Source organism: Pseudomonas sp. LBUM1653 (genome assembly GCF_059716115.1).
Map to the genome: position 1 here is coordinate 5,315,967 of NZ_CP166803.1, position 13,545 is coordinate 5,329,511.

A 13,545-nucleotide genomic window follows, 5' to 3' on the forward strand; every position below is an offset into this window, starting at 1 on the left:
ATTCAATCAGCCTTATCAGCAGTGCGAGCGGTAGGTTTACGTAGACGGGAGACCGGCGTGACATGGGCCGAGCCGTTATTGAGGGCGATCATCAGGGCGGGCAACCAGCGGCCCAGCAGGCTGAACAAATCACCGGCGCCGACCTGGCGATTGGCGGTTTTCAGGACACGCCCCAGGCACGCATCGTCGTCCCGGGTGGACGGTGATGCCTTGAGCATGTCGCGCAAAGACTGTTCAAACGGATCGTGCATACGCACCTCTCGTGATGTCTGTGAAAGACGCGGTCAAATTTGCCCGGGTCACATGGCGCACGTTCAGACCCAGCGCAAACGTCGGAATAACCACCACTGCCCGAGCGCCACCGAGAGCATCAGCAGGCAGGCGACGAGGAAGCCATAGGGGCTTTCCGAAAATGGAATGCCTCCGACGTTGATCCCCAAAAGACCGGTCAGAAAACTCATCGGTAAAAAAATCCCGGTGACGATCCCGAAGCGATACATCGTGCGGTTCATGCGCACGCTCAATCGTCGGTCTTCAGTCTCCAGGACCAGCCCCACGCGCTCTCGGGTCAACTCCAGCTCCTCAAGATAACGGGTCAGGCTGTTGTTCAATTCGTTCCAGTAATCCCCGTCGTCCTCGACAAACCAGGGCAATTTGATCCGTGTCAGTTGACCAAAAATGTCCCGCTGCGGAGCGAGAAACCGCTTCAACGCAGCAGCCCGGCGACGGATCTGCAATACAGCACCGTGCTCGGGTGTATACCGTTCGTCTGAATCCAGCTTTTCTTCTTCCTCATCGACCACTTCCGAGAGGCAACTGACCAGATCCTGCACCTTGTTGGTGAGGTACTGAGCCATATAGAGAATGAGTTCGGAGGCGGTTTTCGGCCCCTTGCCTTCCTCAAGCTGCACCAGCAGTTCTTCGGTGGCGCGCAACGGACGCAGACGCAGGGAAATCACCCGCTGGGCGGAACCGAAGATGCGCACCGAGACCATGTCTTCGGGCTCGGCCCCCGGATTGAGATTTACCCCACGCAAAAATAGCAGCAGTTCGCTGTCGGAAAGCTGTAGAAGACGCGGACGGGTGTTCTCTTCAAGCAAGAGGTCGCAGCTGAACTCACTCAGCCCACTGGATTTACGCAACCAGGTCTGGGTTTGCGGGTGACTGCGATCCCAGTGCAGCCACAGGCTTTCGTGAGCCTGCAGCTGCAAATCGTCGAGTTCTGTCCGGGCTATCGAACGCGCACCGCCTTTACCATCCAGCACCAGGGCATGTACCAGCCCCCATTGCGCGTTTTCTTCCTCGAACATCCGCATTCCATTCTTCAAAAAGTCGGCTGAATCTTATTCAGGCATTTTCAGCGGGCTTGGCGAGACGATCACGCCGTTGTTGTCCGCATAGATGTAGTGGCCAGGATGAAAGGTCACGCCGGCGAAGGTCACGGCAACATTCAGGTCGCCAATACCGCGCTTGTCGGTTTTCATCGGGTGGCTGGCCAATGCCTGCACCCCCAGGTCGGTTTGCGCGATGACGTCGACATCCCGGATGCAACCGTAGATCACCAGCCCTTCCCAACCGTTTTTAGCGGCCTTCTCGGCGATCATATCGCCCAGCAACGCACGGCGCAGGGAGCCACCACCATCGACTACCAACACTTTGCCATTACCCTTGAGCTCGGCTTGCTCCTTTACCAGCGAGTTGTCTTCGAAGCATTTGATGGTCACGATCTCGCCGCCGAAGGAATCCCGGCCGCCGAAATTGCTGAACATCGGTTCCAGCACCTGCACCAGCTCCGGGTAGGCGTCGCACAGGTCAGGCGTGAGGTAATGGTTCATCGAGAAACTCCTGTAAAGAGGAAGAAAGCACGAACATCACTACTGATTCAGTCATAGAAAATGACCAGAACAGCTCAATGCGTCATATCTTAGCCGCAAGCCGACCAGAGCGAAATGCCCTTGGTAGAGCGTCCAGCTTAGATCGCCTTGGCCAAATCCGCCTTATCACCGAGCAACGGCGTGTGCTGATCCGCCAGCCAGCGAGCGACCAAGGGCCAGACTTCAGCCTGGGCGGCTTTGCTGACCAACATTTCCACATGACCGAAATTATCGGCAAAGCCCTGCTCGCGTCCCAGGTTAATAAATTGCTTGTGCTCGGAACCCACTTGATCAAACAACTTGCGGCAAGCCCAGGCCGGGTCCTGATGATCGCCTGCGGCGCTCACCGCCAGCACCGGCATCCTGACCTCGGCCAAGCCCGCCCACCAGTCCTTGTCGGCATCGCCAAAGCGCCCGAACAGGCCGTACCAGCGCATGCTTTCCAGGGCCAGGCCGATCGGCTCGTCCTCCGGACCACGCTTGAGCCGTGAACCGGACAGTTGGGCAAAGCGCTTGAGGATGAAACGACCGCTCCATTCCACCGGTGGAATCTTCAGCGGCCAGTAGGTGCGACTTACCTGCGTGCCAAAGAACGCCGCGGACGCGACCACGGGTTCGCCAATGTATTCGCCACCCAGCGCGGCCGCCAGGGTAATGCCGCCCAGCGAGTGGCCGATCCAGTGCGGGACCTGGCCGCTTTGCTCGCGCACGAACGCGCCAATGGCTGGCAGATCGTAACGCGCGTAGTCGGCAACACGGTTCTTGCGATAGTTCTGGTTGCGCTGGGACAGGCCGTGACCGCGCATTTCGGCAATCCAGACATCGAACCCCAGGCGCGTCAGATAGGCACCCAGGCCCAGCCCCTTGGGGGAGAACCAGAAACGTCGATTGGAAAAACTGCCGTGCAACAGGATCACCGGCACGCCACGGGATGCCGATTCATCAGCCATGCCGAGCCGCGTCACCGCCAGTTCTACGGTGCCGTCGGGGCTGTTACCGGGTTTCAACCGGTAGACATCTTCGCTCAGATCGCCGCGCCGCTCGGCGCTGATCAGGGCGACAGGAAACAGGTTGCTGCTGCTTTGCATAATCTCTTTGCACAAAAAAGGGCGGCATCCGGAGGAGCCCGCCCTACTTGAATCTCAAAACGGGCCGCTCCATCCCTGTAGGAGCGAGCATGCTCGCGAAAAACTTCAAGACACCACGTTCATCCAGGACAAACGCGTTATCGTTGACGTCCATCGCGAGCATGCTCGCTCCTACAAAGGCATGTGAGCTGCCCGTTCACACACCATCAAGCCGAAGCCTGACCCTCAGCCAGGAAGAACCAGGTTTCCAGTACGGAATCGGGGTTCAACGAAACGCTTTCGATGCCCTGCTCCATCAACCACTTGGCCAGGTCCGGGTGGTCCGAAGGGCCCTGACCGCAGATGCCGATGTACTTGCCAGCCTTGTTGCAGGCGGCAATGGCGTTGGCCAGCAGCTTCTTGACCGCCGGGTTACGCTCGTCGAACAGGTGCGCAATGATCCCGGAGTCACGGTCCAGGCCCAGGGTGAGCTGGGTCAGGTCGTTGGAGCCAATGGAGAAACCGTCGAAGAATTCGAGGAACTCTTCAGCCAGGATCGCGTTGGACGGCAGTTCGCACATCATGATGATGCGCAGGCCGTTTTCGCCACGGGCCAGGCCGTTTTCCGCCAGCAGGTCCACCACCTGGCTCGCTTCGCCCAGGGTACGGACGAACGGCACCATGATTTCGACGTTGGTCAGGCCCATCTCGTTGCGCACGCGCTTGAGGGCGCGGCATTCGAGTTCGAAGCAATCACGGAACGATTCGCTGATGTAACGCGAGGCGCCGCGGAAGCCCAGCATCGGGTTCTCTTCTTCCGGCTCATAGAGCTTGCCGCCGATCAGGTTGGCGTATTCGTTGGACTTGAAGTCCGACAGACGCACGATGACCTTTTTCGGCGAGAACGCTGCCGCCAGGGTGCTGATGCCTTCGACCAGTTTCTCGACGTAGAAGCCGACCGGATCGTCGTAACCGGCGATGCGCTTGTCGACGCTTTCCTTGATATCTGCCGGCAGACCGTCGTAGTTCAGCAGTGCCTTGGGGTGCACGCCGATCATGCGGTTGATGATGAACTCCAGGCGGGCCAGGCCCACACCGGCGTTCGGCAGCTGTGCGAAGTCGAAGGCGCGGTCCGGGTTGCCGACGTTCATCATGATCTTGAACGGCAGATCCGGCATGGCGTCAACGGAGTTCTTCTTGATGTCGAAGCCCAGTTCGCCTTCGAAGATGAAACCGGTGTCGCCTTCAGCGCAGGAAACGGTCACGCCCTGGCCGTCTTTCAACAGCTGGGTGGCGTTGCCGCAACCGACCACGGCCGGGATACCCAGCTCACGGGCGATGATCGCCGCGTGGCAGGTACGACCGCCACGGTTGGTGACGATGGCGCTGGCGCGCTTCATGACCGGTTCCCAGTCCGGGTCCGTCATGTCGGACACCAGTACGTCGCCTGGCTGGACCTTGTCCATTTCGGACACGTCCTTGATGATGCGGACCTTGCCGGCGCCGATGCGCTGGCCAATGGCACGGCCTTCGACCAGCACGGTGCCGGTTTCTTTCAACAGGTAACGTTCCATGACGTTGGCCTGGGTGCGGCTCTTAACGGTTTCCGGACGGGCCTGCACGATGTACAGCTTGCCGTCGTCACCGTCCTTGGCCCATTCGATGTCCATCGGGCACTGGTAGTGCTTCTCGATGATCATCGCCTGCTTGGCCAGCTCGCTGACTTCGGCGTCGGTCAGGCAGAAACGCGCGCGCTCGGCCTTGTCGACGTCGACGGTCTTGACCGAACGACCAGCCTTGGCCTCGTCGCCGTAGATCATCTTGATGGCCTTGCTGCCCAGGTTGCGGCGCAAGATCGCCGGGCGACCGGCTTCCAGCGTACCTTTGTGGACATAGAATTCATCCGGGTTCACCGCGCCCTGCACGACGGTTTCACCCAGGCCGTAGGCGCCGGTGATGAACACCACGTCACGGAAGCCCGATTCGGTATCGAGGGTGAACATCACGCCGGCGGTGCCGGTTTCGGAGCGGACCATGCGTTGTACGCCGGCCGACAGGGCTACCAATTTGTGGTCGAAGCCCTGATGCACGCGGTAGGAAATCGCGCGATCGTTGAAAAGGGAGGCAAACACTTCCTTGGCGGCGCGAATGACGTTCTCGACACCACGGATGTTCAGGAAGGTTTCCTGCTGACCGGCGAAGGAAGCGTCCGGCAGGTCTTCGGCGGTGGCGGAAGAACGCACGGCCACGGCCACATCGGGGTTGCCGGCGGACAGCGCGGCGAACGCGGTACGGATTTCGGCGTTGAGCTTCTCGGGGAACTCGGCTTCCATGATCCATTGACGGATCTGGGCACCGGTCTTGGCCAGGGCGTTGACATCGTCGACGTCCAGGGCGTCGAGGGCAGCATGGATCTGATCGTTCAGGCCGCTCAGTTCCAGGAAGTCGCGATAAGCCTGAGCGGTCGTGGCGAAGCCACCGGGCACCGATACACCGGCACCTGCAAGGTTGCTGATCATCTCGCCCAGGGATGCGTTCTTGCCCCCCACATGCTCAACATCGTGTTTGCCGAGCTTATCGAGGGAAACTACGTACTCTACCAAGGTGATCTCTCCACTAACTGTGTTGGAAAAGCTCAGAAACCGGCTGCTCAGGGGAGCGTTTGCCAGTTGTATGGCCTGGACCTGGAAAATAAGTGAGAATGCGGGCCATTGGCGGCCGACAAATCGCGCCTATCATATCCAAGAATGCTCATTAGCTTAAGGCCCAAGGTGCAAATGAAACGATCTGCTTTCTTTATCTCCGATGGCACGGGCATTACCGCCGAAACCCTCGGCCAAAGCCTTTTGGCGCAGTTCGAAAACATTACCTTCAGCAAAGTCACGCGGCCGTACATCGACAGCGTGGACAAAGCGCGGGCCATGGTACAACAAATCAACAAAGCCGCCGAAACCGACGGCTTCCGTCCGATTATCTTCGATACCATCGTCAATCAGGACATTCGTGAGATCCTCGCGACTTCCAATGGTTTCATGATCGACATTTTCTCGACCTTCCTGGCGCCACTTGAACAGGAACTGACCGAGCATTCTTCCTATACCGTGGGCAAATCCCACTCCATTGGTGCCAACACCAATTACATGGAGCGTATCGAGGCGGTGAACTTCGCCCTCGACAATGACGACGGTGCCCGCACACATTATTACGACAAGGCCGACCTGATCCTGGTCGGCGTATCGCGCTGCGGCAAGACCCCGACCTGCCTGTACATGGCCATGCAATTCGGCATCCGCGCAGCCAACTACCCGCTGACAGAGGACGACATGGAGCGCCTGCAACTACCCAGCGCCCTGCGTGCCCACCAGCACAAGCTGTTCGGCCTGACCATCGACCCGGACCGCCTCACCGCGATCCGTAACGAGCGCAAGCCCAACAGCCGCTATTCGAGCTACGCCCAGTGCGAGTTCGAAGTGCGCGAGGTGGAAAACCTGTTCCGCCGCGAGAACATTCCTAATATCAATTCCACGCATTTTTCCGTTGAGGAAATTTCCGCGAAGATTCTGGTGGAGAAAGGCGTCGAGCGGCGGTTCAAGTAAATTTTCTGTGTCTGATCTGCCGTCTTCGCGAGCAGGCTCGCTCCCACAAGGTTCGTCATCGTTTGCAAAATTTGCATTCAGCGCGGATCCACTGTGGGAGCGAGCCTGCTCGCGAAGAACGATAACGCGGTCCTTCAGATTACAAACAAATCTACAAACCGGTTCACCGGTGTTGCCTCAAGCTTTTGCTGATCCTTGCACAGCGCAAATATCTCCTCGCTACGCTGACCGGTAAATCGTGTCATCAGGTTCGCCCTGAACTTGTCCTCCAACAACGGAATGCCCTCGGCACGGCGCCGACGATGGCCGATCGGGTACTCCACCACCACGTTCTCGGTGCTGGACCCGTCCTTGAAAAACACCTGGATTGCATTGGCGATGGAGCGCTTGTCGGCTTCCAGGTATTCACGGGTGTAATCCGGGTTTTCAACGATGACCATCTTGTCGCGCAGCACATCGATGATCGGATGCGCCTTGTGAAAATCATCTTCGTAGTACTCGGCCACCAGATTGCCGAAGGCCAATGGCACCGCTGTCATGTACTGAATGCAGTGATCGCGGTCGGCGGCATTGGCCAGCGGACCGACCTTGGAAATGATGCGGATCGCCGATTGATGGGTGGTGATAACGATTCGGTCGATTTCATGCAGGCGATTGCGCACTTGTGGGTGCAGAGTCACCGCCGCTTCGCAGGCGGTTTGTGCGTGGAATTCAGCGGGAAAACTGATCTTGAACAGCACGTTTTCCATCACATAACTGCCGTATGGCCGCGAGAAACTGAACCCGCGCTTGTCTTCAGGCTTGAGCGCCAGGTCGTTGTTGGTGTGGCTGAACAGCACGTCGTAAAAGCCCCATTGCTTGGCACTCAACACACCGGGAATGCCCATCTCGCCGCGCATGGCGATGTCCGCCAGGCGCACACCACGACTGGACGCATCGCCCGCCGCCCAGGATTTGCGCGAGCCGGCATTCGGGGCATGGCGGTAGGTGCGCAATGCCTGGCCATCAGCAAACGCATGGGACAACGCTGAGAGCAACTGTTCACGATTGGCGCCCATGAGTTTGGCGGTGACCGCGGTCGAGGCGACTTTCACCAGGATGACGTGGTCGAGGCCGACGCGGTTGAACGAGTTTTCCAGCGCGATCACGCCTTGGATCTCATGGGCCATGATCATCGCCTCAAGCACCGTGCGAACGGTCAGCGGCGCCTCGCCATTGGCCAGACGCTTTTGCGACAGGTGGTCAGCCACCGCGAGAATGCCGCCGAGGTTATCCGACGGATGACCCCACTCGGCCGCGAGCCAGGTGTCGTTGTAGTCGAGCCAGCGCACGATGCAACCGATATCCCACGCGGCCTTGACCGGATCGAGTCGATAACTGGTACCTGGTACCCGGGCGCCGAACGGTACGACGGTGCCTTCGACTACAGGTCCCAGATGCTTGGTGCATTCGGGAAAGCGCAGGGCCAGCAGGCCGCAGCCCAAAGTATCGATCAGGCAGTTGCGCGCGGTATCCAGCGCCTCTGCGGATTCGATCTTGTAGTTGAGGACGTAATCGGCAATGTCCTGCAGGATCTGGTCGTAGTCGGGACGATTGTTGAGGTCGACGTTGGCGCTCATGTTCGATTCACTCTGCGGTGGTTCGTTGATGGGACCTCGGTTCAGGACAATCTCAGTCAATGATGACTTTTTTTGAAATGCGATCCCCTGTAGGAGCCCGGCTTGCCGGCGATAGCGATTTCAAGGACGCCATCGCCGGCAAGCCGGGCTCCTACAGGGGCGGTGTCGCTTAGAAGGAGTCGCCCGGCACGCGAACGAAACCTTCCATCAACACCCGCGCACTGCGGCTCATGATGGCTTTGTTCACGGTCCACTCGCCGTTCACCAGACTGGCCTCGGCGCCGACGCGCAAGGTGCCGGACGGGTGACCGAAGCGCACAGCGTTGCGTTCTACACCGCCTGCCGCGAGGTTCACCAGAGTTCCGGAAATCGCCGCTGCCGTGCCGATCGCCACTGCCGCAGTGCCCATCATCGCGTGGTGCAACTTACCCATGGACAGCGCGCGCACCAGCAGGTCGACATCGCCCGCCGCAACCGCTTTACCGCTGGACGATACGTAATCCGCCGGCTTGGCGACGAACGCCACCTTCGGCGTGTGCTGCCGCTTGGCCGCTTCATCGATGTTGGAAATCAGGCCCATGCGCAAGGCGCCGTAGGCACGGATGGTTTCGAACATCAGCAATGCTTTCGGATCGCCGTTGATTGCGCCCTGCAGCTCGGTGCCCTTGTAGCCGATGTCTTCGGCATTGACGAAGATGGTCGGGATGCCGGCGTTGATCATGGTTGCCTTAAAGGTCCCGACACCAGGCACTTCCAGGTCATCCACCAGGTTGCCGGTAGGGAACATCGAACCGCCACCGCCCTCTTCTTCCGCTGCAGGATCGAGGAATTCGACCTGCACTTCCGCCGCCGGGAAGGTCACGCCGTCGAGTTCGAAATCGCCGGTTTCCTGCACTTCGCCATTGGTGATCGGCACATGGGCGATGATGGTCTTGCCGATGTTGGCCTGCCATACGCGCACCACGGCAATGCCGTTGTGCGGGATGCGGCTGGCGTCCACCAGGCCGTTGCTGATGGCGAACGAACCGACTGCCGCCGTCAGGTTGCCGCAGTTGCCGCTCCAGTCGACGAATGGCTTGTCGATCGACACCTGACCGAACAGGTAATCGACGTCGTGATCGGCCTTGATGCTTTTCGACAGGATCACGGTTTTGCTGGTGCTGGACGTCGCGCCGCCCATGCCGTCGATTTGCTTGTCGTACGGGTCGGGGCTGCCGATCACGCGCAGCAGCAAAGCGTCGCGGGCCGGACCTGGAACCTGTGCGGCTTCAGGCAGGTCTTTCAGACTGAAGAACACGCCTTTGCTGGTGCCGCCGCGCATGTATGTAGCGGGGATTTTGATTTGCGGTGCATGAGCCATGGTGTTGCTTACTCCTTGAAAACAGACACGGGACTCGAGGTCCCGTGTCTGTGCAGCATGTTTTAGACGGCAACCGCCGATTCTTCGAGGAAGTCCTGGGCGAAGCGTTGCAGCACGCCCCCCGCTTCGTAGATCGACACTTCTTCAGCGGTGTCGAGGCGGCAGGTCACCGGCACATCGACGCGTTCGCCGTTCTTGCGATGGATCACCAGCGTCAGGTCGGCGCGCGGGGTGCGATCGCCGATCACGTCGTAGGTTTCGCTGCCGTCGATGGCCAGGGTGTGGCGGTTGGTGCCCGGCTTGAACTCCAGCGGCAACACGCCCATGCCCACCAGGTTGGTGCGGTGGATACGCTCGAAACCTTCGGCGGCAATCGCTTCCACACCCGCCAGGCGCACGCCCTTCGCTGCCCAGTCGCGGGACGAACCCTGACCGTAGTCGGCACCTGCGATGATGATCAGCGGCTGCTTGCGATCCATGTAGGTCTCGATGGCTTCCCACATGCGCATAACTTTGCCTTCCGGCTCGACACGGGCCAGGGAGCCCTGCTTGACCTTGCCGTTTTCCAGAACCATTTCGTTGAACAGTTTCGGGTTGGCGAAGGTCGCGCGCTGCGCGGTCAAATGGTCGCCCCTATGAGTCGCGTAGGAGTTGAAGTCCTCTTCCGGCAAGCCCATTTTCGCCAGGTATTCGCCGGCGGCGCTGTCGAGCATGATTGCGTTCGACGGCGACAGGTGATCGGTGGTGATGTTGTCCGGCAGCACTGCCAGCGGGCGCATGCCCTTGAGCGGACGCGCGCCGGCCAGTGCGCCTTCCCAGTAAGGCGGACGGCGGATGTAGGTGCTCATCTCGCGCCAGTCGTACAGCGGCGCGACTTTGGGACCGGTGTCTTCATGGATGGCGAACATCGGGATGTAGACCTGACGGAACTGCTCAGGCTTGACCGAAGCTTTCACCACGGCGTCGATTTCTTCGTCGCTCGGCCAGATGTCTTTCAGGCGGATTTCCTTGCCGTCGACCACGCCCAGCACATCTTTTTCGATGTCGAAACGAATGGTGCCGGCGATGGCGTATGCGACCACCAGTGGCGGCGATGCGAGGAACGCTTGCTTGGCGTACGGGTGAATCCGCCCGTCAAAGTTGCGGTTGCCGGACAACACGGCGGTGGCGTACAGGTCGCGGTCGATGATCTCTTGCTGAATCACTGGGTCCAGCGCGCCGGACATGCCGTTGCAGGTGGTGCAGGCAAAGGCCACGACGCCGAAACCGAGTTGCTCCAGCTCATTGGTCAGGCCGGCTTCGTCGAGGTACAGGGCGACGGTTTTCGAACCCGGTGCCAGGGACGATTTGACCCACGGCTTGCGGGTCAGGCCGAGCTTGTTGGCGTTGCGCGCCAGCAGGCCGGCAGCGATCACGTTGCGCGGGTTGCTGGTGTTGGTGCAGCTGGTGATGGCGGCGATGATCACCGCGCCGTCCGGCATTTGCCCCGGCACATCGTCCCACTGGCCGGAGATGCCTTTGGCGGCCAGATCCGACACCGCCACACGGGCGTGCGGGTTGCTCGGGCCGGCCATGTTGCGCACCACCGAGGACAGATCGAAGGTCAGGCCGCGCTCGTATTGCGCGCCTTTCAAACTGTCGGCCCACAGGCCGGTGGTCTTGGCGTAGCTCTCGACCAGCTGAACCTGCTCGTCTTCACGGCCGGTGAGCTTGAGGTAGTCGATGGTTTGCTGGTCGATATAGAACATCGCCGCGGTGGCGCCGTATTCCGGGGCCATGTTGGAAATGGTCGCGCGATCACCCAGGGTCAGCGCCGCTGCGCCTTCGCCGAAGAACTCCAGCCATGCACCGACGACTTTCTGCTTGCGCAGGAATTCGGTCAGCGCCAGCACCATGTCGGTGGCGGTGATGCCCGGTTGCAGCTTGCCGGTGAGCTCGACGCCGACGCTTTCCGGCAGACGCATCCACGATGCGCGGCCAAGCATCACGCTTTCGGCTTCCAGGCCACCGACACCGATGGCGATCACGCCCAGCGCATCGACGTGCGGGGTGTGGCTGTCAGTGCCGACGCAGGTATCAGGGAACGCCACGCCGTCGCGCACCTGGATCACCGGAGACATTTTCTCCAGGTTGATCTGGTGCATGATGCCGTTGCCTGGCGGGATCACGTCGACGTTCTTGAACGCCTTCTTGGTCCAGTTGATGAAGTGGAAACGGTCTTCGTTGCGACGGTCTTCGATGGCGCGGTTCTTCTCGAACGCCTCCGGATCGAAGCCACCGCGCTCGACGGCCAGGGAGTGGTCGACGATCAATTGGGTCGGCACCACCGGGTTCACTTGCGCCGGGTCGCCGCCTTGCAGGGCGATGGCGTCACGCAGGCCGGCGAGGTCCACCAGCGCGGTCTGGCCAAGAATGTCGTGGCACACCACGCGGGCCGGGAACCAGGGGAAGTCGAGGTCGCGTTTGCGCTCGATGAATTGCTTCAGGGATTCGGTCAGCGTGGCCGGGTCGCAGCGACGCACCAGGTTTTCCGCCAGCACGCGGGAGGTGTACGGCAGGGTGTCATAGGCGCCGGGCTGGATGGCCTCGACCGCCGCGCGGACGTCGAAGTAATCCAGTTGGCTGCCGGGCAGTGATTTACGGAATTCTGTGTTCATCGGTCAGGACTCGGTCACGGTAATTTCAAAAGGTGGGGCCTGGCACCAGTACTTAAGGTCACACCATCCACTGTGGGAGCGAGCCTGCTCGCGAAAGCGGTATATCAGTCAACATCGATGTTGAATGTCAGTCCGTCTTCGCGAGCAGGCTCGCTCCCACAGGTTCTCGGTTCCTTCAGTTGCCTAGGTTCAGGCCCCCACCATTCAGCGTTGTTCGATTGGCACGAACTTGCGCTGTTCGACGCCGGTGTACTCGGCGCTTGGGCGGATGATGCGGTTGTTGGCACGCTGTTCGTACACGTGGGCCGCCCAGCCGGTCAGGCGCGAGCAGACGAAGATCGGTGTGAACAACTTGGTCGGGATGCCCATGAAGTGGTACGCCGAGGCATGGTAGAAGTCGGCGTTCGGGAACAGCTTCTTCTGTTCCCACATGGTCTTGTCGATGGCTTCGGAGACCGGGAACAACACCTTGTCGCCCACTTCGTCGGCGAGTTTTTTCGACCAGCCCTTGATCACCTCGTTGCGCGGATCGTTGTCCTTATAGATCGCGTGGCCGAAGCCCATGATCTTGTCCTTGCGCTCGAGCATGCCGAGGGTGCCTTTGATCGCGTCTTCCGGCGAGCTGAAGCGTTCGATCATTTCCATCGCCGCTTCGTTGGCGCCGCCGTGCAGCGGACCGCGCAGCGAGCCGATGGCCGCGGTGATGCAGGAATACAGGTCGGACAGGGTCGACGCACAAACACGTGCGGTGAAAGTCGAGGCGTTGAATTCGTGCTCCGCGTAGAGGATCAGCGAAACGTTCATCACCTTGACGTGCAGCTCGCTCGGCTTCTTGCCGTGCAGCAGGTGCAGGAAGTGACCGCCGATGGATTGCTCGTCGCTCACGCAATCGATGCGCTTGCCTTCGTGGCTGAAGTGATACCAGTACGTCATGATCGCCGGGAACGCGGCCAGCAGGCGATCGGTCTTGTCGTGCTGCTCGGAGAAGTCGTTCTCCGGTTCCAGGTTACCCAGGAACGAGCAACCGCTGCGCATCACGTCCATCGGGTGGGCGTCGGCGGGGATGCGTTCCAGCACTTCTTTCAGCGCTTGCGGCAGGTCACGCAGCTTGCTCAGTTTGGTGATGTAAGCCGCCAGTTGCGCCTTGGTCGGCAGTTCGCCGTACAGCAGCAGGTAAGCGACTTCTTCGAATTGTGCGTCAGCCGCCAGTTCGCGGACGTCGTAGCCACGATAGGTCAGACCTGCGCCCGACTGGCCCACGGTGGACAGTGCGGTTTGCCCGGCAACCTGGCCACGGAGCCCGGCGCCACTGAGTACTTTTGCTTCGGCCATTTCTGCCTCCAATTTTTAATTTTGTTAGGGAATCGGCAAA

Annotated in this window: 10 protein-coding genes; 1 reads left to right on the forward strand and 9 read right to left on the reverse strand. The window is 60.2% G+C overall.

The window, feature by feature from the left end; genetic code table 11:
- Positions 1-2: 2 nt before the first annotated feature.
- The 5 genes from ACA054_RS23835 to ppsA form a co-directional block, all read right to left on the reverse strand.
- Entirely contained in the window at positions 3-251 is a 249-nt protein-coding gene (locus ACA054_RS23835) for a CrfX protein (RefSeq protein WP_207263654.1), read from the reverse strand.
- Positions 252-314: 63 nt separating this feature from the next.
- On the reverse strand, positions 315-1,310 hold the full coding sequence (gene cmaX, locus ACA054_RS23840; protein ID WP_497686448.1) for a divalent cation transporter CmaX: 996 nt from the start codon (positions 1,308-1,310) through the stop codon (positions 315-317).
- A gap of 33 nt (positions 1,311-1,343) precedes the next feature.
- Positions 1,344-1,835 carry a ribonuclease E activity regulator RraA gene (rraA, locus tag ACA054_RS23845; RefSeq protein WP_008061717.1) on the reverse strand — a complete coding sequence of 164 codons (492 nt, stop codon included), beginning with the start codon at positions 1,833-1,835 and terminating at the stop codon, positions 1,344-1,346.
- 137 nt (positions 1,836-1,972) lie between these two features.
- On the reverse strand, positions 1,973-2,962 hold the full coding sequence (locus tag ACA054_RS23850) for an alpha/beta fold hydrolase (protein WP_497686449.1): 990 nt from the start codon (positions 2,960-2,962) through the stop codon (positions 1,973-1,975).
- Between the two features lie 206 nt (positions 2,963-3,168).
- Positions 3,169-5,544, reverse strand: a complete 2,376-nt coding sequence (gene ppsA, locus ACA054_RS23855) for a phosphoenolpyruvate synthase (protein WP_497686450.1) — start codon at positions 5,542-5,544, stop codon at positions 3,169-3,171.
- A gap of 174 nt (positions 5,545-5,718) precedes the next feature.
- On the opposite strand from ppsA, the gene ppsR reads away from it, so the two are divergent.
- Positions 5,719-6,537 (forward strand): posphoenolpyruvate synthetase regulatory kinase/phosphorylase PpsR, encoded by an 819-nt coding sequence (gene ppsR / locus ACA054_RS23860; protein ID WP_435428335.1) that lies wholly within the window; start codon positions 5,719-5,721, stop codon positions 6,535-6,537.
- Between the two features lie 134 nt (positions 6,538-6,671).
- On the opposite strand, the gene prpD is transcribed toward ppsR, so the two are convergent.
- The 4 genes from prpD to prpC all read right to left on the reverse strand — a co-directional run bounded on the left by prpD (position 6,672) and on the right by prpC (position 13,505).
- Positions 6,672-8,156: a 2-methylcitrate dehydratase gene (prpD, locus tag ACA054_RS23865; protein WP_497686451.1), complete on the reverse strand. Its 1,485-nt coding sequence runs from the start codon at positions 8,154-8,156 to the stop codon at positions 6,672-6,674.
- Positions 8,157-8,325: 169 nt separating this feature from the next.
- Entirely contained in the window at positions 8,326-9,516 is a 1,191-nt protein-coding gene (gene prpF / locus ACA054_RS23870; RefSeq protein ID WP_497686452.1) for a 2-methylaconitate cis-trans isomerase PrpF, read from the reverse strand.
- A 62-nt stretch (positions 9,517-9,578) separates the two neighbouring features.
- Positions 9,579-12,173: a Fe/S-dependent 2-methylisocitrate dehydratase AcnD gene (gene acnD, locus ACA054_RS23875; RefSeq protein ID WP_497686453.1), complete on the reverse strand. Its 2,595-nt coding sequence runs from the start codon at positions 12,171-12,173 to the stop codon at positions 9,579-9,581.
- Between the two features lie 204 nt (positions 12,174-12,377).
- Positions 12,378-13,505 carry a bifunctional 2-methylcitrate synthase/citrate synthase gene (gene prpC / locus ACA054_RS23880; RefSeq protein WP_497635938.1) on the reverse strand — a complete coding sequence of 376 codons (1,128 nt, stop codon included), beginning with the start codon at positions 13,503-13,505 and terminating at the stop codon, positions 12,378-12,380.
- Between the last annotated feature and the right edge of the window lie 40 nt (positions 13,506-13,545).

What these genes read in the sequence shown, in the direction of transcription:
- ppsR (WP_435428335.1), top strand. Translation starts at nt 5,719, where the DNA reads ATGAAACGATCTGCTTTCTTTATCTCCGATGGCACGGGCATTACCGCC.
- ACA054_RS23850 (WP_497686449.1), bottom strand. Translation starts at nt 2,962, where the DNA reads ATGCAAAGCAGCAGCAACCTGTTTCCTGTCGCCCTGATCAGCGCCGAG.
- prpD (WP_497686451.1), bottom strand. Translation starts at nt 8,156, where the DNA reads ATGAGCGCCAACGTCGACCTCAACAATCGTCCCGACTACGACCAGATC.
- prpF (WP_497686452.1), bottom strand. Translation starts at nt 9,516, where the DNA reads ATGGCTCATGCACCGCAAATCAAAATCCCCGCTACATACATGCGCGGC.
- rraA (WP_008061717.1), bottom strand. Translation starts at nt 1,835, where the DNA reads ATGAACCATTACCTCACGCCTGACCTGTGCGACGCCTACCCGGAGCTG.
- prpC (WP_497635938.1), bottom strand. Translation starts at nt 13,505, where the DNA reads ATGGCCGAAGCAAAAGTACTCAGTGGCGCCGGGCTCCGTGGCCAGGTT.
- acnD (WP_497686453.1), bottom strand. Translation starts at nt 12,173, where the DNA reads ATGAACACAGAATTCCGTAAATCACTGCCCGGCAGCCAACTGGATTAC.
- cmaX (WP_497686448.1), bottom strand. Translation starts at nt 1,310, where the DNA reads ATGTTCGAGGAAGAAAACGCGCAATGGGGGCTGGTACATGCCCTGGTG.
- ACA054_RS23835 (WP_207263654.1), bottom strand. Translation starts at nt 251, where the DNA reads ATGCACGATCCGTTTGAACAGTCTTTGCGCGACATGCTCAAGGCATCA.